This window comes from Pseudoalteromonas sp. D15MCD-2 (assembly GCF_038562745.1).
GTDB lineage: Bacteria > Pseudomonadota > Gammaproteobacteria > Enterobacterales > Alteromonadaceae > Pseudoalteromonas.
In genome coordinates, this window is the sequence record NZ_JBCFQE010000001.1 from 844,087 (window position 1) to 870,794 (window position 26,708).

General features: G+C 41.4%; 24 protein-coding genes and 5 tRNA genes. 22 read left to right on the plus strand and 7 right to left on the minus strand.

The annotated features are described in order from the left end of the window. Window positions 1-42 precede the first annotated feature (42 nt). Window positions 43-681 carry a pyridoxamine 5'-phosphate oxidase gene (gene pdxH, locus AADY36_RS03825; RefSeq protein ID WP_055020972.1) on the plus strand — a complete coding sequence of 213 codons (639 nt, stop codon included), beginning with the start codon at window positions 43-45 and terminating at the stop codon, window positions 679-681. Then, on the plus strand, window positions 682-1,455 hold the full coding sequence (locus tag AADY36_RS03830) for a TatD family hydrolase (RefSeq protein ID WP_342408514.1): 774 nt from the start codon (window positions 682-684) through the stop codon (window positions 1,453-1,455). Here the strand turns inward: AADY36_RS03830 and AADY36_RS03835 are convergent. Then, window positions 1,422-2,042, minus strand: a complete 621-nt coding sequence (locus AADY36_RS03835; RefSeq protein ID WP_054560826.1) for an AhpA/YtjB family protein — start codon at window positions 2,040-2,042, stop codon at window positions 1,422-1,424. The two genes, AADY36_RS03830 and AADY36_RS03835, sit on opposite strands and share 34 nt — an antisense overlap. 125 nt (window positions 2,043-2,167) lie before the next feature. On the opposite strand from AADY36_RS03835, the gene serB reads away from it, so the two are divergent. Continuing rightward, window positions 2,168-3,187 (plus strand): phosphoserine phosphatase SerB, encoded by a 1,020-nt coding sequence (gene serB / locus AADY36_RS03840; protein WP_342408515.1) that lies wholly within the window; start codon window positions 2,168-2,170, stop codon window positions 3,185-3,187. On the opposite strand, the gene AADY36_RS03845 is transcribed toward serB, so the two are convergent. Then, window positions 3,170-5,650, minus strand: a complete 2,481-nt coding sequence (locus AADY36_RS03845) for a PilZ domain-containing protein (protein WP_055020969.1) — start codon at window positions 5,648-5,650, stop codon at window positions 3,170-3,172. The genes serB and AADY36_RS03845 overlap by 18 nt on opposite strands. Before the next feature lie 353 nt (window positions 5,651-6,003). Between AADY36_RS03845 and radA the strand changes: the two genes are divergently transcribed. Together radA and AADY36_RS03855 are read left to right on the plus strand one after the other, a co-directional pair. Beyond that, a complete protein-coding gene (gene radA, locus AADY36_RS03850) occupies window positions 6,004-7,389 on the plus strand; it encodes a DNA repair protein RadA (protein WP_054560823.1) in 1,386 nt (461 codons plus the stop codon). A gap of 50 nt (window positions 7,390-7,439) precedes the next feature. Next, window positions 7,440-8,372, plus strand: a complete 933-nt coding sequence (locus tag AADY36_RS03855) for a hypothetical protein (protein WP_055020968.1) — start codon at window positions 7,440-7,442, stop codon at window positions 8,370-8,372. A gap of 27 nt (window positions 8,373-8,399) precedes the next feature. Here the strand turns inward: AADY36_RS03855 and AADY36_RS03860 are convergent, their stop codons facing one another. Next, window positions 8,400-8,738 (minus strand): BON domain-containing protein, encoded by a 339-nt coding sequence (locus tag AADY36_RS03860; RefSeq protein WP_054560821.1) that lies wholly within the window; start codon window positions 8,736-8,738, stop codon window positions 8,400-8,402. A 222-nt stretch (window positions 8,739-8,960) separates the two neighbouring features. After that, window positions 8,961-10,193, minus strand: a complete 1,233-nt coding sequence (srmB, locus tag AADY36_RS03865; protein ID WP_055198154.1) for an ATP-dependent RNA helicase SrmB — start codon at window positions 10,191-10,193, stop codon at window positions 8,961-8,963. 76 nt (window positions 10,194-10,269) lie between these two features. Here srmB and AADY36_RS03870 point away from each other — a divergent pair, with 76 nt between their 5' ends. Then, window positions 10,270-10,968: a tRNA1(Val) (adenine(37)-N6)-methyltransferase gene (locus AADY36_RS03870; protein ID WP_055198151.1), complete on the plus strand. Its 699-nt coding sequence runs from the start codon at window positions 10,270-10,272 to the stop codon at window positions 10,966-10,968. Window positions 10,969-10,971: 3 nt separating this feature from the next. On the opposite strand, the gene AADY36_RS03875 is transcribed toward AADY36_RS03870, so the two are convergent. Both AADY36_RS03875 and AADY36_RS03880 read right to left on the minus strand, forming a co-directional pair. After that, window positions 10,972-11,655, minus strand: a complete 684-nt coding sequence (locus AADY36_RS03875) for a hypothetical protein (protein ID WP_054560818.1) — start codon at window positions 11,653-11,655, stop codon at window positions 10,972-10,974. 57 nt (window positions 11,656-11,712) lie between these two features. After that, on the minus strand, window positions 11,713-12,147 hold the full coding sequence (locus tag AADY36_RS03880; RefSeq protein ID WP_054560817.1) for a hypothetical protein: 435 nt from the start codon (window positions 12,145-12,147) through the stop codon (window positions 11,713-11,715). Between the two features lie 104 nt (window positions 12,148-12,251). Here AADY36_RS03880 and AADY36_RS03885 point away from each other — a divergent pair, with 104 nt between their 5' ends. Beyond that, a complete protein-coding gene (locus AADY36_RS03885) occupies window positions 12,252-12,680 on the plus strand; it encodes a DUF2147 domain-containing protein (protein ID WP_054560816.1) in 429 nt (142 codons plus the stop codon). Between the two features lie 43 nt (window positions 12,681-12,723). Here AADY36_RS03885 and fldB read toward each other — a convergent pair whose 3' ends face one another. Next, window positions 12,724-13,245 (minus strand): flavodoxin FldB, encoded by a 522-nt coding sequence (gene fldB, locus AADY36_RS03890; protein ID WP_054560815.1) that lies wholly within the window; start codon window positions 13,243-13,245, stop codon window positions 12,724-12,726. Window positions 13,246-13,373: 128 nt separating this feature from the next. Between fldB and xerD the strand changes: the two genes are divergently transcribed. From xerD to AADY36_RS03965, 15 genes are all read left to right on the plus strand, one after another. Further along, window positions 13,374-14,261, plus strand: coding sequence for a site-specific tyrosine recombinase XerD (gene xerD / locus AADY36_RS03895; protein WP_408002930.1), 888 nt, complete (start codon window positions 13,374-13,376; stop codon window positions 14,259-14,261). A gap of 59 nt (window positions 14,262-14,320) precedes the next feature. After that, window positions 14,321-15,055: a bifunctional protein-disulfide isomerase/oxidoreductase DsbC gene (dsbC, locus tag AADY36_RS03900; RefSeq protein ID WP_054560813.1), complete on the plus strand. Its 735-nt coding sequence runs from the start codon at window positions 14,321-14,323 to the stop codon at window positions 15,053-15,055. A 77-nt stretch (window positions 15,056-15,132) separates the two neighbouring features. Continuing rightward, window positions 15,133-16,854: a single-stranded-DNA-specific exonuclease RecJ gene (gene recJ, locus AADY36_RS03905; protein ID WP_342408516.1), complete on the plus strand. Its 1,722-nt coding sequence runs from the start codon at window positions 15,133-15,135 to the stop codon at window positions 16,852-16,854. A gap of 143 nt (window positions 16,855-16,997) precedes the next feature. Continuing rightward, window positions 16,998-18,096, plus strand: a protein-coding gene (prfB, locus tag AADY36_RS03910) for a peptide chain release factor 2 (protein ID WP_105181232.1) whose coding sequence is annotated in 2 segments (ribosomal slippage) — window positions 16,998-17,072 and window positions 17,074-18,096 — 1,098 coding nt in all. Because the reading frame shifts where the segments join, the coding sequence is not laid out codon by codon here. 26 nt (window positions 18,097-18,122) lie between these two features. Next, window positions 18,123-19,658 carry a lysine--tRNA ligase gene (gene lysS / locus AADY36_RS03915; RefSeq protein ID WP_054560811.1) on the plus strand — a complete coding sequence of 512 codons (1,536 nt, stop codon included), beginning with the start codon at window positions 18,123-18,125 and terminating at the stop codon, window positions 19,656-19,658. A 252-nt stretch (window positions 19,659-19,910) separates the two neighbouring features. Continuing rightward, window positions 19,911-20,108, plus strand: coding sequence for a hypothetical protein (locus AADY36_RS03920; RefSeq protein ID WP_055020963.1), 198 nt, complete (start codon window positions 19,911-19,913; stop codon window positions 20,106-20,108). Between the two features lie 112 nt (window positions 20,109-20,220). After that, a tRNA-Ser gene (locus AADY36_RS03925) sits at window positions 20,221-20,313 on the plus strand. A gap of 38 nt (window positions 20,314-20,351) precedes the next feature. Further along, window positions 20,352-20,428, plus strand: a tRNA-Arg gene (locus tag AADY36_RS03930). A gap of 167 nt (window positions 20,429-20,595) precedes the next feature. Beyond that, a tRNA-Arg gene (locus tag AADY36_RS03935) sits at window positions 20,596-20,672 on the plus strand. Window positions 20,673-20,711: 39 nt separating this feature from the next. Further along, window positions 20,712-20,788 (plus strand) — tRNA-Arg (locus tag AADY36_RS03940). A gap of 97 nt (window positions 20,789-20,885) precedes the next feature. Beyond that, window positions 20,886-20,962, plus strand: a tRNA-Arg gene (locus AADY36_RS03945). Between the two features lie 835 nt (window positions 20,963-21,797). Next, window positions 21,798-22,571: a class D beta-lactamase gene (gene blaOXA / locus AADY36_RS03950; RefSeq protein ID WP_342408517.1), complete on the plus strand. Its 774-nt coding sequence runs from the start codon at window positions 21,798-21,800 to the stop codon at window positions 22,569-22,571. A gap of 175 nt (window positions 22,572-22,746) precedes the next feature. Beyond that, window positions 22,747-23,889 carry an FG-GAP repeat domain-containing protein gene (locus AADY36_RS03955; protein ID WP_342408518.1) on the plus strand — a complete coding sequence of 381 codons (1,143 nt, stop codon included), beginning with the start codon at window positions 22,747-22,749 and terminating at the stop codon, window positions 23,887-23,889. 507 nt (window positions 23,890-24,396) lie between these two features. Beyond that, complete coding sequence (locus AADY36_RS03960; protein ID WP_342408519.1) at window positions 24,397-25,833, plus strand: alpha/beta fold hydrolase; 1,437 nt, start codon at window positions 24,397-24,399, stop codon at window positions 25,831-25,833. Continuing rightward, window positions 25,817-26,689 carry a hypothetical protein gene (locus tag AADY36_RS03965; RefSeq protein WP_054560808.1) on the plus strand — a complete coding sequence of 291 codons (873 nt, stop codon included), beginning with the start codon at window positions 25,817-25,819 and terminating at the stop codon, window positions 26,687-26,689. The genes AADY36_RS03960 and AADY36_RS03965 overlap by 17 nt, the downstream gene beginning before the upstream one ends. Window positions 26,690-26,708 lie beyond the last annotated feature (19 nt).

Genomic DNA, 26,708 nt, shown 5'->3' on the forward strand with positions numbered 1-26,708 from the left:
AGCTGATAGCTGATAGCTGATAGTAGCGATAGAGGGAATTTTATGAAACTTGAAGATATTCGCCGTGAATATTTACAGGATGGTTTATCTGAAGACATGCTTGATGCGTCTCCAATCAAGCAGTTTGAAAAATGGCTTGAGCAAGCTGTTGCCACTAATCTGCCTGATCCTACGGCGATGGTCGTTGCAACGGTTGATGAGCATGGTCAGCCGTCGCAGCGTATTGTGCTGTTAAAGCATCTTGATGAAAATGGCTTTGTATTTTTTACCAATACCGGCTCGCGCAAAGCGCAGGAGCTTAAAGGTAATAACAAAATTTCTCTCCACTTTCCGTGGCACCACATGGAGCGACAAGTCATTGTTTATGGTGAAGCTAAACCTTTACCAACAACTGCTGTGGCAAAGTACTTTTTATCGCGTCCTAAAGAAAGCCAGTTAGCTGCATGGGCATCTCAGCAAAGTCGTCCTGTGTCATCGCGTAAGGTACTAATGGAAACATTTGCGAAAATGAAGCAAAAGTTTTCTGAGGGTGAAATTCCACTGCCTGATTTTTGGGGAGGCTACTGTGTTGAGCCTACTAAAATCGAATTTTGGCAAGGCGGAGCACACCGCTTACACGACCGCTTTATGTATCAACGCCAAGCCGACGGTAGTTGGCAGTTTGGTCGTTTAAATCCGTAAATGCGTTTTATCGATTCCCACTGCCACCTTGATTTTGGCGAATTTGATGAGACTCGCACAGAGGTCATCAAGGCATGCAAGCAAGTAGGGATCGAGCATTTTATTGTGCCGGGTGTGAGCTTGGCACAATCTACAAAACTATTCTCTTTTGCTAAATCAGAGCCAAGTATTTCAGTTGCTTTAGGCTTACATCCTTATTTTTTATCTGACCACCAAGCTCATCACCTCGCTGAACTAGAGCAATTAGCGAAAACCCATACTGGGCAGTTTATTGCCATCGGTGAGTGCGGACTTGATCGCAGTATCGACAACCTCGATAAACAAACGCAGCTTTTTGAAGGGCAGATAGAGCTTGCCAACCAACTCGCTTTACCACTGATTGTACATCACAGACAAAGCCATGACTTAATTGTTCGCTCATTTAAGCGCTGCAAGCCAAAGTATGGAGGTGTTATTCATGCCTTTTCAGGTTCAGAGCAACAAGCTCATAGTTATATTAAACAAGGGTTTAAGCTTGGTGTTGGTGGCGTGATTAGTTACCCGCGCGCTGCTAAAACTCGTAAAGTTATAAGCACTATTGAACCGCAGTATTTAGTGCTTGAAACCGACTCGCCATCAATGCCGCTAGCTGGTTTTCAAGGGCAGATTAATACACCACTTAAGGTGCGCGATGTGTTTGCTCATCTATGTGAGCTTAAAGGCGTTACAGGCGATACAAAGCAGAAATTGGCTGCTGAACTTTATGATTCTTGCTCTGCACTTTTTTTGATGTAACGGTTGATTTGCCAGTGTTTTAAGCCGCGCCCTAGCTGCCAAGTAAAAATACAGGTGATCACTAACATTAATAACACTTGGCGACCTAAATCATGAAAACTACTGTGGCTGGTTGCAATAGAAGCCTGCGTTAAATAGGTTATCGACACAAAGCCAATTGGCCTTTCATCATCACTTATCACCGGCTCTACAAATGGGGTTTTAAGTTTGCTGATACCCGGCGTTGAATCAGGTAATAAACCAAAAGTGTGGTGACTTTGCCAATTATCGCTGGCCGCAATTTGAATACCTTGTTGATCGTAAATCGTTGCCGCTAAAACATACTCATCTTCAGCAATATGATTACACAAAGCATTTAACTCTGGTTTGTTTTTTTCTTGCAGTGGGGTTTTTGCATTTAATGCCATAAACTTGGTTAGGCTTATCGCGGTGCTGTCAGCACTATCATAAAGTAATTGGTGGCTTTGAAAGCTACTATTCATGGCAACCCAACTTAACAGCACAAAACAGGCTGCAGCCAAGCTCAAGCGCACAACACGTTGGCGATAAGTGGCTGAAAAGGGAATTTTAAGTTGGTTATTTTTCATAGTCACCGTATACGTTACTGACAGCTTTTAAATTTGATGGTACAACATGATAACTTTAACAGCCCCTTGAGTGCGAGTGCCAAATGCACGACCAAGGACAGACATAAGTCTAATGTGGAGCCACTATGTCACAGCTTAGCTTAGCTGCTACACCTTCAGCAAATTTAGCAGAACAAATCAGCCTAAATTGCTGGTATAAAATTGAAAACGAAAACCTTATTACAACAGACTTTACGCCAAAAGCAAATCAAGGCGTGTTCAGTGTTGCCTTTGGTAATGAGCTTAATGCTGAGCAATTACTTGCGATTAGCGATTTTTTAGCGGCGCAAGGGTTTAGCAATTTATCGCTTTGTTGTTATCAGCCAATCGCAGACATGCCAGTAGCGTGGAGCTTTCATAGCGATACAACAACAGCACTAAGCCCTTTGGTATTAGTTGAGTTTGCTAAGCAATTGGGTATTCAATTGGTGCAATTAACTAATCCACCAACAGTGAATGAACCAGGTTTATTGCTGATGGATATGGACTCAACAGCCATTACTATCGAGTGCATCGACGAAATAGCGCGCCTTGCCGATGTTTATGACGAAGTTGCCGCTGTAACCTCACAAGCAATGGCCGGTCAGCTGGATTTTGCAGAAAGCTTAAAGCAACGTGTCGCTAAGCTTGAAGGTATCGATGTAGACTTAATTGATGGCTTAAAAGCGCGTTTACCTCTAATGCCGGGCGTGAGTGAATTATGCCAATACCTAAAAGCGCATAACTGGCATTTAGCAATAGCATCAGGTGGTTTTGTGCCATTTGCTGAGCAAGTACAGTCACTGCTTGATTTAGATGAAGTGCATGCCAATACCCTTGAATTTAAAGATAACTGTTTAACAGGCAAGGTCATAGGCACGATTGTTGATGCTGAGGAAAAAGCCCGTGTACTTAAACGAATCGAACAAAAGCTTACCTTAAACAACCGCCAAACTGTTGCTATGGGTGATGGTGCGAACGATTTGAAAATGATGGCTGCGGCAGGGCTTGGTGTTGCTGTGCATGGTAAACCTAAAGTAGTTGAGCAAGCACAAACTGCAATTAATGAAGGCTCATTACTGCAAGTTGCTTACTTACTCTCTCTACCGTTAGATTACTCGCTTTAACCAAGTCGCTTTGCGTTTGCTCATTTCATTGATCAGCCTTTGGTCAATATCAAAATGGGTAAGCGCTTCTTCGGTTATATCAATTAAATCACCCACACCAGCTACTGCCCATAGTGCTTCTTCTAAGTCTTTTGCTTTATGTAATGCGTACTGACTAATATATTTGAGTTCATTCGCTAAGTAATCAATATCAGGGCGACCAGTTCGTGATACATATAAACGAAATACAAAGACTAAATCGTTTTTCAACGCTTTTTTCACAAACAAAGTTTGTGGTTTGTAATCATCTTCACTAATACAGCGGCTGGTAATTGCATCGCTTATTTCGGCTTGGCGCGGATCAAAGCGAACAAATAGGGTAAATGGCAGAGGTGGATCTTGGCGACTACGGTCTTTGATCAACGGGGTGATCACTTCTGTAATTTGATCCGTTGATAAGAATCCGTCGATGCTGGTTGTTTCGTTCAATAACGCAAAATTTTGTAGTAGTACATGAAGAGGGCTTGGATATAAGCCTTGGCCAATAGCGCCAGCTTTAAAGTGGGCAGCTTCTTTATGTAAATAAAACGGGAATTGGCATACGCTTTTGGTCACCATATTTCTGAGTGCAGTTGATAGCCCCGGAATTTTAGGGGTTTCTTCACAAACACGTAATTTGTCTTTGTTGTTATCGATTAATACGGTGAAAAACTTAATCGCCATATGCGGTAAGTCACCAACTTTATGCACTTTTAAATTTACTGTTGTCAGTGATTTACTTATAGCCATTACTTCATAAGCCAGATTTGTTAAATCGTGCTTTTTGGTAATTTTTTGCAAATCAGGCAAGTTTAGTTTGATGATATCGCCTTTTTTGAACTCAACCGGTTGGTCGCATTCAATTTGCAAGCCCATCACAGACAAATCACGAGTATGGCCTGTAATTGTTTGCTCATGATGTTCAATGCTGATAGCTGTTTTGTATAAATAGCGTTTATGAGCACGAAGGTTCACATACTCAAGCGCCACAGGCTCTAAATGAGGAGGCGTTTTATGCTTACTGTGACCAAACTGTTTAAGTTGGTTTACCGCATCTTTATTATAATCAAGCTGTTGGTATGTTTGTTGTTCAAACTTAGTACCCACCGAGGTCAAAATCAGTAGATATTTAACATCTTTAATCAACCCCTGCACCCGTGGTGTCGGTGGCTTATTTAGTTTTTCGATGTTTTTACCAGCACTGCTTGGTAGCGACAGCGGAATATACGAATCTTCCGGATGGCTTGGCATCAACTGAAGCTTAAAGCATTGCCAACTGTCTTTTTGGCTACCAAAGCCGAAAAATAAATCTCTCAGTTGTGGTTGGCTATCAAGCTCAGTTCGTGTAGCTGAGTAGTAATAAATTTTGCCAGCAACGGTATGAGTGAAGGTGTACAGGTATTCTTCTTTTACCGCATCTGGTGAACTGAGCAAGTGACCTAAACGTTGCTGATTTATAATGCTATATAAGCATGACAACTTACGCTCATCACAAAAATAGCGCTGAATAAAAATGTTATTTTCTGTGGTTAACGCAAGGCTAGGATAAAGCTTGTCGCCTTGTAAGCTCAAAAAAGTATAAAGCGAGGTAACACGTGGAATGTAGTATTGCTCGTAGCCTTTCGATACAACCGCATCTAAGGTATTGTCTAAGTTCACTTTATAGCGACGTTTATTACCGTGAATAAAGCTTTCTAAGAACTCATCAAACTTATCATTATTTTCAATAAAGGTGCGCTTTAAGCGTACATGGTTGTATTCACGGGATACTTTTTCTACCGCAACCACTTCGTATTGAATTCCGTTTTTTAAGCCCAGTTCAAAATCTTGCTCTAGGCCAACTAAGCGCAGACCAATTAATTGGCCTTTTTTAACTTTATACCGTGGTGCTAACTTGATTTTTGCGCCACTTAAAGAGATATCAGAGGTGGAAGCTGCAACCTTATTGTCTTTATCTAGTTCAACGGTAATTTTAATTGAGTAGTTCATCCGCTCTTCGCGGCGACTTTCATAGGATGCAAACTTAATGACCTTGGCTGACTGCTCTGTCGTGGTACTATCGTCAGTTAAAGCTTGTTCAGCGGCTTTTTTTTGCATTACGCGGTGATTGTTTTCGGTATTCATTACCGCTTCGTAAACGGCAAGGGTGTAACCACCGTGGCGCTTTATAGCATCTTCAAACACTTCAATGGCTGTATCGTCCATAAAGTGTTGCTTACCATCATATTCGTAGGGTTTGACTTGGCCGGTTACCTGGCCACGTAAATCAATAAAGCGTGCTACAGGCTGAGATAAGCGCGACATTTCCATTTTGATCAGAAACTGCTCTGGCTTAGTTAAGCTAGCTGTCTTTGATTTAAACAGTTTGTCGAACTGGGGAGTGCCTAAATGTGCCTTTAGTTCTTCAACTAGGCTTTCATATTTAAGCAGTATGTCTTCAGCCATTTATAAAACCATCACCGTCTATATAAAAAAGTAGGTATACTAGCGGGCTATTGAAAGCCAAAGCAGTGTAACTAGTTTTTTATTTTATTAGTTATTGTTATATGTATTCGCCAATTAAATGGCAAGCACTGTAAAGTTTTATTTGTAAGCAAAAACTGTGCCCTTAACCATTTCTTAATTAAGCACTTAGCATGATTAAGCGTTTTTCATGGGGCAAGTTACAGCATATTATCTTTTGTGACTACAAAAGTGACTCTAGTTTAATTACCTGAGTCATATGTTTTACTTTAGCTATTATATGCTTGAAAATACAGAAATAGTCACAAAACAGCGACCAAAATAGGTAAGGCCGAATGGCAAAATCAGCAAAAATCGAATTTGTCTGCACTGAGTGCGGCATGAACTATCAACGCTGGCAAGGTCAGTGTAAGTGTGGAGCGTGGAATACGCTGGCAGAATTTAAGCCTTCAGCGGGGCAATCGAAGCAAGCGGCAAGCCGTGCGGCAGTGGCAGGCTATGCCGGTATCGCTAGCGGTGGCTCAAAGAAAATCAATGAAGTTGCGACCACTGAGGCCGAAAAACGCCTCACGGAAATAGGTGAGCTAGACAGAGTACTAAGTGGTGGCGTAACCACTGGCTCTGTTAACATTATTTCTGGCGACCCAGGTGCCGGTAAAACCACCTTGCTGTCAGATTTAGTCGCACGTATGTCAAAGCTAATGCCTTCTTTATACTGCACAGCCGAAGAATCTTTATCGCAGTTTAAAAACCGTGTGAATCGCTTACGTTTAGATTACAACGAAGATGAGCTTTACTTGCTGTCTGAAACCAGTGTTGAAGCCATCATTGAAGAGCTTGATAAAAACAAAATTAAGTTCGCGGTGATTGACTCAATTCAGGCCGTGGTAACAGAAACGGCAAATGGTAGCCCTGGTTCACCCTCACAGGTAAAAAGTGCAGCTCAGGCACTAACACAATACTGTAAGCAAAATGATGTAACTATGTTCATCATTGCTCATGTAAACAAAAATAACGAAATTGCTGGGCCGCAAACACTTGTACACATAGTCGATGCTTTATTACATATCGATACTAACGATGGCCAAGTCAGAACACTGCGTGCTAATAAAAACCGTTTTGGCGATATCGATACCGTGGGTATTTTCAGAATGTGCGAGCGCGGAATGCTCAGCGTTGATAACCCAAGCGAAATCTTTTTATCTGGTTCTAGTACAGAGTCTCCGGGCTCTGCTATCACTTGTATCCGTAAAGGTAACCGTAACTTACTACTCGAAATACAATGTTTAACCACAGAAACCGAAGCCGAATTCCCGCAGCGGGTGTGTGTTGGCTTGAATATGAATCGTATCAAGATGCTAACAGGTATTTTACGTAAGCACACAAAAACAAAAATCTTCCACGATACTTTTTTCAACATTGTTGGTGGTTTAAAAATCGATGAGTCAGAGACTTGTATCGATTTAGCATTGGTAGCAGCACTTTTAAGCAGCTTGAACGAATTTGTTGTACCGCGTACCACTTGTATTATGGGTGAGCTAAGTTTAAATGGTGATGTAAGACCAATCGACAGCGGCGTACCTCGAGTTAAAGAAGCTGCGCAACACGGTTTTACTGAGATCTTTATTCCATATCGTAATTACCATAAATCAATGGAAGGCCTTGGTGCTAAGATCACCCCAGTAAAAACCGTGCATGAGCTATTGTCGTTAATAAACTAAATACAATTTGATACACTGATAAAAAATTTACACCAATTAAAGGAAATAAAATGAAGAAGTTAATTATTGCAGCGGTTGTTGCTGCGGCTGTCGGTGGCGTAGCTTACGCAAATTACGCAGCTACACAGGAAGTGAAAAAGGTAGTTGATAAGCAAATTAGTGCTCTATCAATCCAAAGCGGTGTAGAAATTAAATACAGCGATATCTCAGCCAGTATTTTTGATAGCAGCATGCAGTTATCTGATATCACTGTTTCTAATAGCATAAGCAATGAGCCTGTTGCAACAATCGATAGCATTGATGTGTCGGGTTACGAAGTAGATGCGGTGCCGCCTCACACTGGCTTTGTTATGAAAAACTTTCGTTTTAGCGATGAGTTTTTAACACAGCTGCCAGAAAACTCTAATAACAAGCTAGCATCAACAAGCTATAACGTTGACTCATCGCTTGATTATAATAAAGCTTCAGGCGACAGCGACTTTGCTCTTAAAGTGACTGCAAATGAGGTGGCTGACGTTAACTTTAATCTTGGTTTAGCTAAAACCACAGCGCTGATGGAAGCATCACTCGCTGTGAGCCAGATGCAAAATGAAGCAGCTGATGGTCAGCTTACTTTAGAGCAGCAGTTACAACAGCAATCAAAGATGATGGCAGCACTCACGCAGTTAGAGCCACGTAGCATCAATATGTCAATTGCTGATGAAGGTGAGCTTAAAGCGGTCGTTGATAGCTTCTTAACTGCGCAAGGCATGACTCATGAGCAATTTAAGCAAGTCGTTGCTATGCAATTACAGCAAGTGCCAGTAAGCGAAGAACTTGCAACAGCGATTAGTAACTTTGTGAATGGTTTATCGTCTTTTTCTGTGTCAGCTAAATTACCAGAAGGTAAGACTATGATGGAGATTAATCAGCAAATTCAAATGCTGATGGGTCAACCAGAAGAGCTTGCAAAATTTATCAACCTACAAGCAAGTGGCGAATAAGTTCAAGCCCCACCTGTAAACCTAGCCTTAAAGTGATGTGTGATTAAGCTTACTCACTTTAAGGTTGTTTTTTATCTGCATCACACCTTGGCTGTGCTCTAAAAACTTCTGTGCTAAAGCACGTTGAAAGCCCGTTTCTGCAATGCCTTTTAGTTCAACAGTCTCACCTTCAACAATCACTTGTAGGTTTTCAATTCGAAAGTTCGGATTACTAGTTAACTTCTGCAAAGCCATTTGCTGTAGGCGTGGTTGAGCCGATGTGCTAGTTGTTAGCACGCTGGTGTTAGCGCTTACGTTCGTTGCGCATGCAAGTAAAAAAATACAGCTTAATGATGTAAGTACTACGGTTAATTTGAAGCGGCTCATACAATTCCCTCGTTAATCTAGTCTGCTGTGAACTATTGCTGAACCAGTTACAATTATTATTCCAATATTTAAGTTTATGATTTTAATTGGTTTTATTTTTTTGACGGGATGGGTGAGTAATAAAGTGTGAACTAATTACACACTCGTTAGGTAAAATTGGGTAGGGTACAAAAATGCCGAGGCAAGCTCGGCATTTTCACAGTTATGATGTTAAAGTTAAAACTACTTTTTCTTCTTCGTTTTAGCTTTGGCTTTTTTCTTTGCCTTCATTTTTACTGGATCTTTTTTCTTCTTAGAGGGGATCTTCGCTTCTTTGTGCTGTGGCTCAAGCCCTTTAATTACTCGGCGTTTAAGTTTTTGCTCAATGTAGCGCTCAACCTTACCAACAATTGCCACGTCATGAGCTTCAATAAATGAAATCGCAATGCCTTTTTTACCTGCACGACCAGTACGTCCAATACGGTGTACGTATACGTCTGCGGTGCGTGGCATATCAAAGTTGATAACATGGCTGATATCAGCAACATCAATACCACGAGCAGCAACATCCGTTGCAACTAAGATATTGTTGCGACCAGAGTGAAAGTTCTCCATGGCTTTCATGCGCTTGTCTTGTGGCATTTCGCCGCGTAACCAAGCTACACGAAGACCTTCATTGTTTAATTCACCAACTAATGTCTCTAAGCGCTCACGGGTTTTAACAAACACAATTGCTTTATGAATGTCGTCACCATTTAACGTTTCAACCAACATTTTTAGTTTATGGTCGTAGTCATCCGCAAGGTGAACCCATTGGTGGATTTTGCCTTTCTCTTTACGTGAAGATTCGGCTTCAAGCAGTGCAGGGTCGTTTAAGATACGCTCTGCAAATAACTCAACGCTGTCACCTTCAAGGGTCGCTGAGAATAAGAAACATTGGCGACGGTTACGTGCTTCATCACAAATACGTAGCATTTCTTTACGAAAGCCCATGTCTAGCATGCGGTCAGCTTCATCAAGAATAAGCATTTCAACGTTTTCAGCATGGAAGTTCTCTGTTTCGAGATACTCCATTAAACGCCCTGGTGTGGCAATGAGAATATCGTTATTGCTTTCGAAAATTTCTCTGTGTGTCCCGTAGTTTATACCACCTGTTACAACCCCAATTTTAAGATGAGTTTGTGCGGCGAGTAATTCACATTGCTCATGAATTTGATAAGCAAGCTCACGGGTTGGTGTCATGATCAATACGCGCGCAAAGCCAGGATCGCGACGTGGGAAATCAAGCAAGTATTGAATTGCAGGGATCAAAAACGCGGCTGTTTTACCCGTACCAGTAGGGGCTGATGCCAAAATATCACGACCTTGAAGAGCTTCAGGGATCGCTTGTTGTTGAATACTGGTTGGCGTATCAAAACCCATTTTATTAATGGCATTTAACAGCTTGTTATCGATATCAAATTCAGAAAATTGCATAGAGTGACATAAATAGAGGACAATTGAGCCTAATTATACGCGTTAACGCGGCTGTGGTGAATGAAAAGGTGAAAAAATGTCAGGCTTTGTGTTTAAACAATTTACAGTAACGCAAACACGCACTGCGATGAAAGTGTCGACCGACGGTATTTTGTTAGGGGCGTGGGCTGATGTGAGTGGTGCTAAGGGCATTTTAGATATTGGCACAGGCACAGGGCTGTTGGCGCTAATGGCAAAACAAAGAGCGCCTGAAGCAAAAGTAAGTGCCATAGAAATTGACGCGGGTGCCTGTAATGATGCTCGAGAAAACTTTGCGGCTAGCCCATGGCCTGATATAAACCTTTTCGAAGGAGCTGTACAGTCGTTTAGCGCAGCAGAGCCTTTTGATGCGATCATCACCAACCCACCGTATTTTAATGCGAGCCTAAAAGGTGAAAATGATGCTCGAAATACTGCCCGCCATACTGACGGCCTTAGCTTCAGCGAATTGATAGAAGCGTGTACTAGGCTTAGCCACGGCAAAACGCTTTTGAATGTGATTTTGCCTTGCGTAGAAGCAAAACAATTCATTGCGGTAGCTGAGCAGGCAGGCTGGTACTTAAATCGCCATTGCTTGGTACGTACAACCGAGAAAAAACAACCAAGTCGCAGCTTGTTGTTACTCAGCCAAAACAACGGCGAATGTGATACATCATCGTTAACCATACATGCAGCTGATGGCAGCTATAGCCAAGATTATAAAGAGCTCTGTAAAGCTTTTTACCTAAAGATGTAATCGTTATTCAGCAATGCTTGCTTCAAGGCCATCTTCACTTAAAAGTAAAGTGTATGACTGCCCATATGATGCGTTGCAGATTGAGACAGGTTCATAAACTCGCTTATCTTCATCATTGAGCTTTGATACTTTTAAATCATCAGCGCAGTCATCAATGTGGTACCAGTAACTTAATTGATTTTGATATAAATTGACGATTTGATTTTCGATTTTTAAGCGAAGGTTTTCAGTTGCGAGAATACGTATAGCAAAAAAGTCATCTTTATCATCATTAGCTTTTTTTACTAGAGTTAAACGAAGCTTTTCTTCATTTTGCCAAGCCACAAAATGATAAGGTTGATTTTGCTCTACCTGATACATCTGTGTGGCTGAGTTACTTATGTCGCTGTGATCGACTACATAAAATGAAATACGGCTACGTTCATTGTGAGCATGTGTTACATCAACGGGAAGTGATTGCGATGCAAGCGTGTCAACATAGTATTGAGAGTCTTTAACTTCTTGAGCATCACCAAACAGGTCAGTGTTTGCCATGTAATAGTCCACTTCTAAATCAGTGGTATTTACGAGTGTGTAATTGTTCTCATACATTTCATCGCCAAAGTTATGAGTTTCTTCAACTTCTAATTCATCACAACCAGTTAGCAAAATACTTGCGGCAATCATTATAGGTAGCGCACTTTTCATTGTTATTCCTTTTACAAATGAAGGAGCTGATTAGCATACTTATAAGTTATTGTACCTTTATTGGTTTTTAAATTGTACCGGTGGCTGTAATTGCATTACTTCATCAAGCTGAATTTGTTGCACATATTCAAGCTCTAATAGGGCGTCTAACACGGCTTTACTGTGCGACTTTTCTATTTCGGCACTGCAAAAGTCAATAATGCTAAAGCGGCGTTTTATCAGCAGGCCGTTGATTTCAGGTAAAGGATGTGTGGTTTCAATTAGCACGCGGGTCGTAGGGCAAGGGTCGGCATAGCCTGAACGTAATAACTTTTTTAAATTAAACAAGTTATCATCAAGCCGACCCAGCTCAATGGCGGCTTTAGCGCTATCAGGAATAAATAATGGCTCAGCAAAGCGATTTATTTTTATTTCGCCCGTGGCGTTAATTGTAGCTACCTGATTACTGTCGTAACTGACAATGTCACCGGTAATTAATGTGAATTGACTCATTGTGTTCCCTCGCAATGTTGTGTCGATTTCGGAGCTTAGCAAAATGGTGTGTTTGGTTAAGCCCTGATATAGTGCCAAAGTCTTAAGTTTTATACGAGTTTTTTATGTTCCGTTTATCAATTGTTTTATCTGCCTTATTATTTTCTCAGTTGAGTTTTGCTGCATTGACGCCTGTGGGTCTTTGGAAAACTATTGACGAAGAAACGAATGAAGCGAAATCTTTAGTACGTATTAGTGAGCAAGATGGTGTATTGGTTGGTAGTGTTGAAAAAATCCTTAACCCAGCCAAGCAAGACGCAATCTGCGAAGAGTGTAAAGGTGATAAGAAAAATCAGCCTATTTTAGGGTTACAAATTATAGAAGGCGCTACAGATGCTGGCGATGGTAGCTGGCAAGAGGGTGAAATTCTAGACCCAAACAATGGTAAAACCTATACCCTTAAACTGACCCCACAAGAACAAGGTAAGGTGCTTGAAGTACGCGGATATATTGCATTCTTCTATCGTAATCAATATTGGCAACGTGTTGAATAACCATTAAAAAAGCCAAGCGATGCTTGGCTTTTTTATTCATGACTTACAAGCTTTCGCTGTACTCAGTCATGATTTGTTCAACCCAGCTTGCGATACGTTCATCACTAAGCTCGTATTGACTGTCTTCATCAAGGGCTAAGCCAACAAATTGTTTGCCATCTTCAGTGAGTGCTTTTGAAGCCTCAAATTCATAACTTGCATCGTTAGGCCATTTGCCTAACAAGGTAATGCTTTGATCACAAATTTCATCGTGTAACATGCCAAGCGCATCTTGGAACCACTGACCATAACCTTGTTGATCGCCCATACCAAACAGAGCCACGGTTTTGCCGTTTAGGTTAACATCTCTAATGTCGTCCCAGATTGATTCCCAATCTTCTTGCAACTCACCAAAATCCCAAGTTGAAATGCCGAAGATCACGAAATCAAATTGCTCTGCATTTTTTAATGGCTCATCTTTGATATTGTGAAGGCTCACTATGTCGTGACCAATAATATCGCGAATTTTCTCTGCCGCTATTTCTGTGTAGCAGGTTGTAGAACCATAAAATAAACCAATCTGCATCGTATTTATCACTGTGTATTTGCCTGATATGATAGGCGTAAGTTTACCGTAAGGTATAATCAATTGATACCTTGATAAGGATGAGAGTACGCGTGGCTGATAATAATTCACAAGCCCAAAAAGGTGTAATAACAGCAAATAACGCCGAACATTTAGAGTTATTTTTAGATACGCTGTATCTTGAGCAGGGGGTCAGCGAAAATACACTCGCTGCTTATCGCAGTGACCTTGAAAAGTTTTGCCAATTTTTAAAAGATAAAGACCTACTAGCTGTTCGCTCTGATGACATTGAAGCGTATTTAGCATACCGTGTTGATTTAGGGCTAAAGTCGCGCAGCACAGCGCGAAGCATCAGTGCGCTTAAGCGTTTTTATCAGTATTTTGTACGCGAAAAAGCCATTGCCGATTCGCCGATGGTCAATATTGCTCAACCAAAAGCTGGGCAGTCATTACCAAAAACGCTGTCAGAAGCCGAAGTCGAAGCTCTGCTTGCAGCCCCAGACATAGAAGATCCTATGGGGCTTCGTGATAAAGCTATGCTGGAGCTGTTATATGCCACAGGGCTTCGTGTTACAGAGCTGGTGGGACTCAGAATGGAGCAAATTAATTTGCGTCAGGCTGTGGTTTTTGTAAAAGGTAAGGGTAATAAAGAGCGTTTAGTTCCCCTAGGCGAAGAAGCAATGTATTGGCTTGAGCAGTTTTTAAAAGTGGGCCGTTCGCAAATGATTAAACATGCCACTGACTTTGTGTTCCCATCTAAGCGCGGGATTGGCATGACACGACAAACTTTTTGGCATCGCATCAAACACTATGCTATTTTGGCATCAGTTGAATCGCCGTTATCACCGCATACGCTCAGACACGCGTTTGCAACGCATTTGCTTAATCATGGGGCGGACCTTAGAGTCGTGCAAATGATGTTAGGTCACAGTGACTTATCAACAACACAAATATATACCCATGTAGCGAATGAAAGATTGAAGTCGGTACACGAGCAACATCATCCACGTGCTTAGTGCAAGATTTTTAAAGATGTACCGGTCTATATAAAAAATGATCAGGATATAGGATATTTATGAAAAAGTTAGTTTTAGCCACAGCACTACTAGGCACAAGCTTAAATGTGTTTGCCAATGGCGTATCAACAACAGACGCTGCTGATGCCCCTATTATTGCTAAGTTTGCTGAATTAGGCGTAACCGTTAAGCAAATTAACCCAAGCCCAGTGGCAGGCCTTAAAGAACTAATTACTGATAAGGGTGTACTTTACGCAAGCCCAGACGGTCAATTTCTAATGCAAGGAACACTGATTGACCTTAATAACCGAGTTAACCTAACAGAGCATGCACTGAGCGATGTACGTAAAGAAGGCATTGCTGAATACGAAGACTCAATGATCGTTTACAAAGCGAAAAACGAAAAGCATTCAATCACAGTCTTTACCGATATTACCTGTGGTTACTGCCGTAAGTTACACCGTGAACTTGATGATTTCTTAGATGCGGGTATCACGGTTAAATACCTTGCTTTCCCACGTGGTGGTTTACGTGGTAAAGGTTACCAAGATCTAATGAATGTATGGTGTGCTAAAGACCCTGCTGAAGCGTTAACAGAAGCAAAAGCGGGTGCAGAAGTTGCAGATGTGCCTGGTTGTAACGCACCAATTGCTGAGCATTACCAACTAGGTCAAAGCTTTGGTATGTCGGGTACTCCAGCAATTATTTTAGAAGATGGCACCATGATCCCAGGTTATCAATCAGCTGCGCAAATTAGCCAAGCGCTTGATGCCTTACCAAAAACATCTTCATAACTGATTTTTTAAACGAAAAGGCCTATTTGTCGTAGGCCTTTTTTATTTGTATTAAGCAAAGAAGTACCATTTCCGACATGGAAAAAATAATTCAAGCTCGTCCTCATGTTGATGATTCGCATCTACCACACCATTTACACCCTGTAATTAAGCAAATATATGCGACTCGACAGGTGCAAAGTGCCACCGAACTCGATAATAGCGCTGCGACATTACATGACTTTAAGTTGTTTAAAGATATCGACAAAGCTGTGGTGCTATTGCAACAAGCGCTCGCGGCTCAAAGTCGCGTGTTAATCGTCGGTGACTTTGATGCCGATGGTGCAACCAGCACAGCAACCTTAATGCAAGGTCTTGCGATGTTTGGCTTAAAGAATCTTGATTACTTGGTACCTGACAGATTCAGCCTAGGTTATGGCTTAAGTCCTGCGCTTGCTGAGCAAATAGTGACTATGCAACCCGAGCTTGTGATCACTGTTGATAACGGTATTTCATGTATTGATGGCATTGCCATTGTAAAGCAAGCAGGAATTAAGGTGCTGGTAACTGATCACCATTTACAAGGTGAAGCCCTGCCAGATGCCGATGCCATCGTGAATCCGAATCGCCATGATTGTCAGTTTCCATCGAAATCGATAGCAGGCGTTGGGGTTGCATTCTATCTGCTCATTGCTTTACGTAGCCACTTACGTGAACAAGGGTATTTTCAGCATAATCCAATGCCAAATTTGGCTGAGTTACTTGATATTGTAGCCCTTGGTACCGTTGCCGATGTGGTCGCTCTTGATGCCAATAACCGAACCTTAGTGCATCAAGGTTTAGCACGTATTCGCAGTGGTAAAACACGCCCAGGTATCAGTGCCCTAATCGAAGTGGCAAATCGTAATGCTGCCCGTTTAAGTGCCAGTGACTTTGGCTTTTCATTGGCACCACGCTTAAATGCAGCAGGGCGTCTTGATGATATGAGTTTAGGTATAGCCTGTTTGTTATCAAACGATATAAATCAAGCACGTCGAATTGCCGGTGAGCTCGACAGCCTCAATCACGAGCGCCGAGAAATAGAGCAGGGCATGCAAACTGAAGCACAGGCGGTGCTTGACCGTTTAGCATTTAAAACTGAGTCAGTGCCTGATGCCATTTGTTTATACCAAGCTGATTGGCACCAAGGTGTGATTGGTATTTTGGCTGGTCGCTTAAAAGAAAAGTATCACCGCCCGACGATTATTTTCGCAGCGGGCGATAACGGCGAAATAAAAGGCTCTTGCCGCTCTATTGAAGGGCTGCATATGCGTGATTTACTCGAGCGAGTAAATACACTCTATCCGCATTTGATCAGTAAATTTGGTGGCCATGCTATGGCGGCCGGGCTGAGTATCAATGAGCAAAGTTTTACTGAGTTTAAATCCGTGTTTGAGCAAATGGTGACAGACACACTCACTGAAGAGCATAAGCAAAGTATTTTACTTACCGACGGTGAATTACCTAATGAGTGCTTTTCGATGGAGTTTGCCAACTTACTAAAAAATGCCGGCCCCTGGGGACAGCAATTTCCAGAGCCAGTGTTTGAGCATGTGTTTGAGGTAATACAGCAGCGCATTGTCGGTGAAAAACACTTAAAACTGGTTTTAAAACATCAATCAGGACGATTAGTTGACGGTATTGCATTTGGTGTTGATGTGCGTGCATGGCCAGATACCGAAGTGCGTTATGTGAAAGCTGCTTATCAACTCGATATAAATGAATTCCGTGGTAAATTCTCGTTACAGCTGATTATTAGAGAGCTACAAAAAGCGACATAAAAATATCGTTATAATCGACATAAAAGGCTAATAAAACGCTCGGTTTTTTGTTAAAATCGGGCGTTTTTAATATTTGTAGATAATTTACCGTATTTATTGTCGATATCGGTGCGCGGTAAATCAGCCATTTTGGAGTAATGTACATGTTTGAAGTGAATCCTGTGATTAATCAAATCAAGGAAATTCGCGAACGTACTGAACTGCTTCGGGGGTACCTTTGACTACCCTCTTAAGAAAGAGCGGTTAGAAGAAGTTAACGCAGAACTTGAAGATTCAGCAGTGTGGAATGAGCCAGAGCGAGCTCAAGCACTTGGCCGTGAAAAGTCGGCACTCGAAGCTATCGTTGAGACCATCGATAATCTAGTGTCAGGTACCGAAGATGTTGAAGGTTTAGTCGAGCTTGCTGTTGAAGCAGAAGATGAAGAAACCTTTGCTGAAGCCGAAGCTGAATTAGGCGATTTAAACGCACAGCTTGAAAAGCTAGAGTTCCGTCGTATGTTCTCAGGCGATCATGACCAAAACGATGCTTACCTTGATTTACAATCAGGTTCTGGCGGTACCGAAGCCCAAGACTGGTGCAACATGCTACTGCGTATGTATTTACGTTGGGGTGAAGCAAAAGGCTTTAAAGTTGAACTGGTTGAAGCAACTGATGGTGATGTGGCTGGTATCAAAGGCGCAACAGTGCGCTTTGTTGGCGAATATGCTTACGGTTGGTTACGTACAGAAACAGGTGTTCACCGTTTAGTGCGTAAGAGCCCGTTCGACTCAAGTGGTCGTCGTCATACCTCGTTTGCATCGGCATTCGTTTACCCAGAAATCGACGATAATATCGAAATTGATATTAATCCGGCAGACTTACGTATTGACGTTTACCGCGCATCAGGCGCCGGTGGTCAGCACGTAAATACAACAGAATCTGCGGTTCGTATTACTCATATACCAACTAACACTGTTGTACAGTGCCAAAATGAGCGTTCACAGCACAAGAATAAAGACCAAGCAATGAAGCAGTTAAAAGCGAAATTGTTTGAGCTTGAAATTCAAAAGCAAAATGCTGAGAAACAAAGCCAAGAAGATGCTAAATCTGATATTGGCTGGGGTAGTCAAATTCGTTCATACGTACTTGATGACTCGCGCATTAAAGACTTACGTACAGGCGTTGAAAACCGTAATACACAAGCGGTTCTTGACGGCGACTTAGATAAATTTATTGAAGCCAGCCTTAAATCTGGCCTATAACCACCAAGCTAAAAAAGAGCTAAAAAATGACTGATCAAATCCAAGACGAAAATAAGTTAATCGCTGAGCGTCGTGGCAAATTAGACGCAATCCGCGAAAATTGCCCAGCCAACGGTCATCCAAACCAATTCCGTCGTGAACATTACACGGCTGATTTGCAAGCTGAGTTTGGTGATAAATCGAAAGAAGAATTAGTTGCTGAGCAACATGTTGTATCAGTTGCAGGTCGTATTCTTGCAAAACGTGGTCCTTTCCTTGCGTTACAAGACATGAAAGGTCAAATTCAAGCGTACGCATCAAAAGACGTACAAAAAGAATTAAAAGCAAAATATGGTCAACTTGATATCGGTGACATCATCGGTGTTAAAGGCGCACTTAATAAGTCAGGTAAAGGTGACCTATACGTAGAAATGACAGAGTACGAGTTACTGACAAAGTCATTACGTCCGTTACCTGAAAAATTCCATGGTTTATCTGATCAAGAAACTAAATATCGTCAACGTTATGTTGATTTAATTACTAATGAAGCGACACGTGAAACCTTCCGTATTCGCTCAAAAGTTGTTGAAGGTATCCGTCGTTTCTTAGCTGATCGTGACTTCATGGAAGTTGAAACGCCGATGCTACAAGTGATCCCGGGTGGTGCGTCTGCACGTCCATTCGTAACACACCACAATGCACTTGATATCGACATGTACTTACGTATTGCACCTGAGCTTTACCTAAAACGTTTAGTTGTGGGTGGCTTTGAGCGTGTATTCGAAATCAACCGTAACTTCCGTAACGAAGGTTTATCAACACGTCATAACCCTGAATTCACAATGATTGAATTCTACCAAGCATACGCTGATTACATTGACCTGATGAACATTACTGAAGACATGTTACGTACTGTTGCGACAGACGTACTTGGTTCACCTATTGTTGTAAACACAACGAAAGATGAAAATGGTGAAGTGGTTGATTCAGTAGAGTACGATTTTGGTCAACCGTTTACTCGTTTAACAATGAGCGAAGCAATCCTTAAGTACAACCCAGACTTTGATGCTGCGGTATTTAATGACCCTGAAAACCATTTTGAAGAACTTAAAGCGTACGCGAAGCAAGTACACGTTAAGATCCCAGAAAACTGCGTATGGGGCCCAGGTAAATTCTTATGTGAAATCTTCGAAGAGACGGCTGAGCATAAGCTAATTCAACCGACTTTCATCACCGCTTACCCGTGGGAAGTGTCACCCCTTGCACGTCGTAATGATGAAAACCCATTTGTAACTGACCGCTTCGAATTCTTCGTTGGCGGCCGTGAACTAGCAAATGGTTTCTCTGAGCTTAACGATGCACAAGACCAAGCAGAGCGCTTTACTCGTCAAGTTGAAGAGAAAGACGCAGGTGATGATGAAGCGATGCACTACGATGATGACTATATCCGTGCATTAGAATACGGCTTACCACCAACAGCGGGTGAGGGTATTGGTATCGATCGTCTAGTGATGTTATTTACTGACTCACCAACAATTAAAGACGTGATCCTATTTCCACACATGCGTCCTCAAGCTGATTAATCAGCTAAAAGTCTTGAAAGCGCCGCTTTTTAGCGGCGTTTTTGTTATCAGAAATTTCTGATTTTTATTGCTCTCAATTTTAATACTCAATTGTAATTAGCTGATCTAAAAAGAAATGCTGAATTAGTCTTCCAACAAAGTTACTAAGTTGTAAAATTTTTCTACAAATACAAAGGCCGATAGTATTATTTTTAGCCAAGATATGACATCATTGCGCAATTCTCGTTCAATGTATAAATGGACTTAATAATAATGACTAAAAAGCCTTCGCCGTTGCCTACAGATACGAACAAAAGCGAGCATCAACGTGAAGATTTTTATCGTGCTTGCATAGCCGAATTTCAACAATTGGGTTATCAAGATCAATACCTCGCAGAGTTAACTGATGAACTGATCCCATTGACGGGTCTTGAGCCGTTGAGTGATAAAGAAAAAACGGCGAAAGGATAAACAAAAACAAGCTGTTTTGGCTCGTTATGGACAATCTATAACCATCTATGCGATTTTCCTTGAAAAGTGTTTGACATATTTCCTGAAATCTTTATTATACGCCCCACAAGACGGAGAGGTGGCCGAGTGGCCGAAGGCGCTCCCCTGCTAAGGGAGTATAGGGTTTGTAGCTCTATCGAGGGTTCGAATCCCTCCTTCTCCACCATTTTTCCTAAAATGGCATGTCTTGAAAGTAATATGTGTGGACGCGTAGCTCAGCTGGATAGAGTACCTGGCTACGAACCAGGCGGTCGGAGGTTCGAATCCTCCCGCGTCCGCCACTTTTTACTTTGACTCTACATCGAGTATAAGATGTTAGTAAATTTGGTCGGAGGTTCACTCTTTCAAGAGACGTCCCGCAACCGCCCTTTTTACTTTAACTCTGCATCGAGTATAAACTTGAGTCTCTTGCTAAGAGAATAAATTAGTAATGTTCAAATGTGCGTGTGGACGCGTAGCTCAGCTGGATAGAGTACCTGGCTACGAACCAGGCGGTCGGAGGTTCGAATCCTCCCGCGTCCGCCATATTTGAAAAATCATCGCAAGATTATAAAATGCAACTGCGGACGCGTAGCTCAGCTGGATAGAGTACCTGGCTACGAACCAGGCGGTCGGAGGTTCGAATCCTCCCGCGTCCGCCACTTTCTCTTAGAAAGTGACATAAGCCGACAAGCTGTCGGTTTTTTTGTGTCTTTAAGATACAGTCAATGCAAGACTTAAACATGCAGAACATAATGCGGACGCGTAGCTCAGCTGGATAGAGTACCTGGCTACGAACCAGGCGGTCGGAGGTTCGAATCCTCCCGCGTCCGCCACTTTCTCTTTGAAAGTGACATAAACCGACGAAAGTCGGTTTTTTTGTGCCTGAAATTCGCGTAGGTGTGGTTGTAGGAGCGACTTCAGTCGTGAATAAACATACCGTTTTATTGCACCTCATTATTCTTTGGGCGACTTTGAACCACGCAGCCGGAGGTTCACTGTTTCAAAATACGTCCCGCGTCCGCCACTTTCTTCTTGAAAGTGGCATAAACCGACGAAAGTCGGTTTTTTTGTGCCTAAAATTCGCGAACCACACACTTTCTTCACCACAAATTAAACCCTCAACTCAAAATATAAAAAATGCTCCCGTAGGCGTGATACTTGTTTCGCGCGTATCAAGGTGCTGTTGCTCCAGACGATTAACGCCTCATCGAGACGATAGATTTTATACAGTAAATTAATTTATAAGCCTGCATCTTATTGGCAATAAAACAGAGTTAATTTGCATCGAGATAAATTTGTGTTAATTTTAATAAAATATTCCAAAAAATATAGCAGTGTGGAATTAATTTTATATATGTGAAAGATACAAACAAAAGGCTGGATGTACTTAATAGTCTGCCAGAGGAGGGGAAAGTTGCCCGCACACCGATCAATAACACTTTGAGCAGGTTAGGTTAGCATCCATTATTTTGCTATAGGGATTAACAAATTAAGGTTGTTTAGGATTTGATTACGAAAATAAGCAGCAAAGCTGTAAATCAACCATTGAGCTTAATTATCAATTTGTTAAAACTTACCTATGAGAAGGTACGTGATTGCAAGTCAGAAATATGCGTGGTTTGCGCATTATTAAATGTTATGAACACCTCTCACACCTTTGGAGGTTATATGAAACAGACTTTGATTTTTATTTTGACCCTATTTTATTCTATTGCTTCGATAGCTGAGGACGCCCAACTGGCAGCAATATTTGATCGATACGAAACTGAAGGGACGATATTGATTTCTTCAATTGGTGGTGAGAAAGAGTTTATATATAACGAAAGTCGTGCGGGTCAGCGTTTTGCTGTTGCTTCTACATTTAAAATACTAAATTCATTGATCGCCCTAGAGGAAAAAATAGTTTTAAAGAAAGAATCGATTATCAAGTGGGATGGAACGGAATATGGTATTCGCTCTTGGAATGGAGATCAGACGTTGGCCAGTGCATATAAAGTGTCATGCGTTTGGTGCTATCAACGAATAGCTGAAAGAATTGGCGCTGAAAAATATCGTTTTTATATTGATGCACTGGGTTATGGCCAAATTAGTGAAGTTTTTAATGAAACTACGTTCTGGTTAGATGGCAGTTTAAAGAATAGCGCTAATGAACAAGTGGACTTTTTAAAAGAAGTTTATAGGCGATCATTGCCATTCAGTTTGTCCTCTTATGAAACCTTGAAAGATATTATGACTGAAGAAGAGTCTAGTTTATATGTGATTAGGGCAAAGACAGGCTGGGCAAAGCGCGTTGAACCCCAGGTTGGTTGGTATGTTGGGTATATTGAAACTAAAAACGATACTTGGTTTTTTGCAACAAATATAACAATTAATAGCATAGCTGACTTATCCCTGCGGAAGAAAATCACTCTAGAGGCTTTGAGAACAAAGGGTATTATATAAAATTAGATAACAAGGTAAATCTGCCAGCTCGGACTTTAATCAGTGAAGCAACGGAGTCATCTATAGGTTTAAGGTGTAACTCCATTTTTTGAACTTCATTTAAGATTGAGTTGATGGGTATCTAAATATTTATTGGTATGACGATTTTATGTTAAAGACTAACAGGAGTGTACTGATGGGACATAGTTTAGAGACACGGATACTAAAAATTCTAAAAATACTTCCGGTTAGTCAAATCGTACTTTTTTTATGGCTACCCGCCAACTGTTTTGCTACAGATTTTCGATCACACCCTTTTCTTGAATTTGACATTGAGGGTCGACTTTCAGCGCACAGTGAACTAGTAGACATTGATAGAGATGGCGACTTGGACATTGTTGTTGCAAATGGTCGGCATTGGCCGCAGGCAAATATGATCTACTTGAATGATGGACGAGGTCGCATGATTGAGTCATTTCGTCTGGGTGCTAAAAACAAAGCCTCTTATATCGTGCGCTCAGGTGATCTAGATGGAGACGGTGATTCAGATTTAGTTGTTATTGGGGACAACTTGCCGATTGAAGTCTATACAAATAATGATGGCTCATTCGATGAACCTAAATACCTTCTTAAGAGCAGATCTTATGCCAGAGGAGCAGTACTAACTGACCTAAATGGTGATAAAAAAGTTGACTTGGTAGTGGTTCCTAGACGGGGAAAGAGTAGGCTGTATTTTGGCAATGGGATAGGTTCGTTTTCAGACTCTAATGAATTACCTATACCGGTAATTGGGGCTACTGGAGTTGTAGCGGGCGATATAGATTACGATGGTGATGTTGACCTAGTTGCGGCACTTAGGGATGATCAGTCAAGTGTTTTATTAATTAACGATGGAAAAGGTTCATTTGTTTGTAAGCCACTGCTTGGAAGCGAAGGAGATCATCGCCAGGCGTTGATAGGTGAGTTCACGAATGATGATTATCAAGATATAATTTTAGGCGATTTAAATGGCAACATAAAACTAATCGTAGGTATACCAAATGGTAGTTTCAAACAGCCTATTATAATTAATGATAAGGCTTTATTCGCACGCTCTTTGGCATCTGGCGATCTTGATGATGATGGTGACCTAGATGTCGTGGTAGGTGGTGATGAACAAACTAACTTCGCTCTTTATAATTTGGGAAATGGTAAATTTAGACTGGTTGAATTAACTACAGAGGCAAATGACACTTACGGTGTTAGTTTAGGTGATTTGAATAATGATGGACTATTAGATATCGTCTTTTCTAATTCAGAAAGTTCAAATGTTATTTTGCTTAACCGCAAGAATAAATAGTCAACTCAGTATTTTTTCGCCTTTAATTTATCGAATTAAATAATTCTGAATTTATATGTGTGGTACCTTAACAGTGCAAATATCATCTCAGCAATTACAAGAGCGACTTCTGTCGCGAGCATCATGCTTGCACTCCACAAATTAAAACCCAGCTCAAAATATAAAAAGTGCACCCCGTAGGCGTGAAACGTGTTTCACGCGTATCAAGATGCTGTCGCCATAAATGACGACCTACAGGGTAGGAGCGACTTCAGTCGCGAACATCATGCTTGCACTCCACAAATTAAATCCCAACTCAAAATATAAAAAATGCACCCCGTAGGCGTGAAACTTGTTTCGCGCGTATCACGATACTGTCGCCATGAATGATGATCTACACCTCTCACATCTTGCTATCTATCCCAGAATAAGCATTTCTCAATGTAAGGTTCATGCTCATGCATTATTTACATTTAACCGACAAAGGGTACAATCTCGCTAATATAATAATAATTAAACCAATATCCCTTGCGTCTATTTCATTTATTCTTTTTTTATTGCATTTTGCTTGGTTCGTTTGCTGCGCAAAGCGAGCCAGTTGTATCGCAATCAACACCATTAAACCAAAAGCAAATCCAAGCACTCAAATTTGAATCTCCTATTAAAGCAGATTGGTTGTTTAGTACTTACCAAGAGTCCGTATTTAATTCATCAATTTTGGTCTTAGAGGCCGGTGATAAAAAGTCGCCGCCTTTGCTGCTTGTGCATGGTTTAGGCGTATTAGGTATGCAAGATTGGTTTGGGGTTATTCCTGAACTCACTAAGCATTATCATGTTATTGCGATTGATTTACCTGGTTTTGCTCACTCAGAAAGCCCCGAAGGGCGTTACTCTCCTCGCAATTATGCTGCTGTACTGGCGGAAGTGGTCGATCACTATATTGCTGAACCAACCACGGTTGTGGGTCATTCGATGGGGGGCGCGGTCAGCCTGTATTTTGCTGGCAAATACCCGGAGAAACTCAATAAACTGGTGCTAGTCGACGCAGCGGGTATCTTACATAAAGTGGCATTTATAAAGCCTATCTCCAACGTACCTAAGCCTAATACTAAGCTACCTAAATTTCTCTCAACTAAGTTAGCTCAGCTCAATGATTTTACAACCGGACTCATTGAAGAAGGGGCGATTGATTCATACCTGACAGAGTTATTGCAGCGTAGTGATGGTGCGTGGAAGCTAGTAATGGGTGAAACACCAAATATGAATGCAGCGCTGAGTTTAGTTGAAGAAGACTTTAGCGAGATTGTCAGCAATCTGAAAATAGAAACACATATTATTTGGGGTGAAGAAGATGCAGTAGCTCCATTACGAACTGCAAAAGTATTGAACAGCCAGCTAATCAACAGTGATTTAGCTACTTTGCCTGATGTGGGCCATGTGCCAATGAAGCAACAGCCCAGCCAGTTTTTAGCTTTATTAAATCGTGCATTTACTGGGGAAGTTAAAAAAGCAGCCAGTGCAGAAGTTTCTGATAAACAAATCGAAACATTTCATTGTGAAGAACAGCACAGCCGCGAGTTTTCAGGCCATTACCGTCATATGATCATTGAAGACTGTAATAATGTGTTACTTAAAAATGTGGTTGCTGAATCTATCCGTATTAAAGATTCTTTAGTGAGATTAGAAAATGTAAGCTTATCAGGGGCTAAACTCGCTTTAAATATTAAGCGTTCTGTGGTTGAACTAACCAATGTCACTATTACGGCACAACAAGGTGTAAAACTGAATGAAAGCCGATTTGATGGTGCTGGTGTGCAAATCAATGCATCAGAGCATGCAATAAGCGTTGTCGATGACAGTAATATTATATTCTCGTTAAGTAGAATCCATAGCCCGATATACCAAGGTTTGGCACATGATGCCATAGAAGTAGAAAAAGGAATTATTGATGACCGCTTTAAATAGCATCCCTTTTGTTAAATTAGCAGCGTGCTCGCTGTTTTGTGTCGCTTTACTAAGTGGTTGCAAATCAACAAAGACTGAGCAACAACAATATGCTGATCTACAAGATAGTTTTAGTTATGAAACGTACAGGGGAGTGTCGAATACCAGTGTCGATACCATTGCTTATGGTTATAACAAACTGCAAAAAGAACAGTTAGAGCAAATAGGTGCAATTGAGCCAACACTGACTCATGCCATGATGAGCTACATTTTGAGCCTTGGTGTAAGTAAAGATTTTGCAATTGCAGAAAGCGACTTAGCGCTTGCTAAAGCGACTGATATGCGGGGTAAATATTTAGCATACAGTGCTCAGTCTTTAGCTTTTTATAACAAAGGCTGGCGTAAAATGGCTAAACAAAAAGCTGACTTCATTCGCACCGATCCTTTGTTTGCGACAGTGAGCCAGAGCTATCCAAAAGAGCAGCTTATTTCTTATCTTATTATTGGCAGTGTTGCAGTACGTGATGGTGACCTAGCGACAGCACAAAACATGTTTTATGTGATTGGTGAGCAGATTGAAAAACCCTGGTTACCAAGCTTAGCAAAAGCGTTAACGGTAACCCTAAATGGCTCAACAATAGACTCATTAATCATGCTAAAAGATATCAGCACAGATCCCTCTTTAAACGGCTATGAACGTGAGAAAATAGCCGAGCTGATGGATGTTGCGCAAAGCAAATTAAGCGATAAAAAGAAGCGTCAAAAAATCACCCGTATTGCTGACGATTTCTTTCTCGACCGCATTAAGGATAAAAGCTCAACGCTATATCGTGATTTGATCACTGACTTACAAAAATACACTGAGCAAGTTCTGTAATCTCTTTATAAGTTGAGTG

What these genes read in the sequence shown, in the direction of transcription:
- AADY36_RS03920 (WP_055020963.1), top strand. Translation starts at nt 19,911, where the DNA reads ATGACTAAAAAGCCTTCGCCGTTGCCTACAGATACGAACAAAAGCGAG.
- AADY36_RS03860 (WP_054560821.1), bottom strand. Translation starts at nt 8,738, where the DNA reads ATGAGCCGCTTCAAATTAACCGTAGTACTTACATCATTAAGCTGTATT.
- AADY36_RS03855 (WP_055020968.1), top strand. Translation starts at nt 7,440, where the DNA reads ATGAAGAAGTTAATTATTGCAGCGGTTGTTGCTGCGGCTGTCGGTGGC.
- blaOXA (WP_342408517.1), top strand. Translation starts at nt 21,798, where the DNA reads ATGAAACAGACTTTGATTTTTATTTTGACCCTATTTTATTCTATTGCT.
- lysS (WP_054560811.1), top strand. Translation starts at nt 18,123, where the DNA reads ATGACTGATCAAATCCAAGACGAAAATAAGTTAATCGCTGAGCGTCGT.
- pdxH (WP_055020972.1), top strand. Translation starts at nt 43, where the DNA reads ATGAAACTTGAAGATATTCGCCGTGAATATTTACAGGATGGTTTATCT.
- serB (WP_342408515.1), top strand. Translation starts at nt 2,168, where the DNA reads ATGTCACAGCTTAGCTTAGCTGCTACACCTTCAGCAAATTTAGCAGAA.
- radA (WP_054560823.1), top strand. Translation starts at nt 6,004, where the DNA reads ATGGCAAAATCAGCAAAAATCGAATTTGTCTGCACTGAGTGCGGCATG.
- AADY36_RS03880 (WP_054560817.1), bottom strand. Translation starts at nt 12,147, where the DNA reads ATGAGTCAATTCACATTAATTACCGGTGACATTGTCAGTTACGACAGT.
- fldB (WP_054560815.1), bottom strand. Translation starts at nt 13,245, where the DNA reads ATGCAGATTGGTTTATTTTATGGTTCTACAACCTGCTACACAGAAATA.
- dsbC (WP_054560813.1), top strand. Translation starts at nt 14,321, where the DNA reads ATGAAAAAGTTAGTTTTAGCCACAGCACTACTAGGCACAAGCTTAAAT.
- AADY36_RS03845 (WP_055020969.1), bottom strand. Translation starts at nt 5,650, where the DNA reads ATGGCTGAAGACATACTGCTTAAATATGAAAGCCTAGTTGAAGAACTA.
- AADY36_RS03835 (WP_054560826.1), bottom strand. Translation starts at nt 2,042, where the DNA reads ATGAAAAATAACCAACTTAAAATTCCCTTTTCAGCCACTTATCGCCAA.
- AADY36_RS03875 (WP_054560818.1), bottom strand. Translation starts at nt 11,655, where the DNA reads ATGAAAAGTGCGCTACCTATAATGATTGCCGCAAGTATTTTGCTAACT.
- AADY36_RS03830 (WP_342408514.1), top strand. Translation starts at nt 682, where the DNA reads ATGCGTTTTATCGATTCCCACTGCCACCTTGATTTTGGCGAATTTGAT.
- srmB (WP_055198154.1), bottom strand. Translation starts at nt 10,193, where the DNA reads ATGCAATTTTCTGAATTTGATATCGATAACAAGCTGTTAAATGCCATT.
- AADY36_RS03965 (WP_054560808.1), top strand. Translation starts at nt 25,817, where the DNA reads ATGACCGCTTTAAATAGCATCCCTTTTGTTAAATTAGCAGCGTGCTCG.
- AADY36_RS03955 (WP_342408518.1), top strand. Translation starts at nt 22,747, where the DNA reads ATGGGACATAGTTTAGAGACACGGATACTAAAAATTCTAAAAATACTT.
- AADY36_RS03885 (WP_054560816.1), top strand. Translation starts at nt 12,252, where the DNA reads ATGTTCCGTTTATCAATTGTTTTATCTGCCTTATTATTTTCTCAGTTG.
- AADY36_RS03870 (WP_055198151.1), top strand. Translation starts at nt 10,270, where the DNA reads ATGTCAGGCTTTGTGTTTAAACAATTTACAGTAACGCAAACACGCACT.
- recJ (WP_342408516.1), top strand. Translation starts at nt 15,133, where the DNA reads ATGGAAAAAATAATTCAAGCTCGTCCTCATGTTGATGATTCGCATCTA.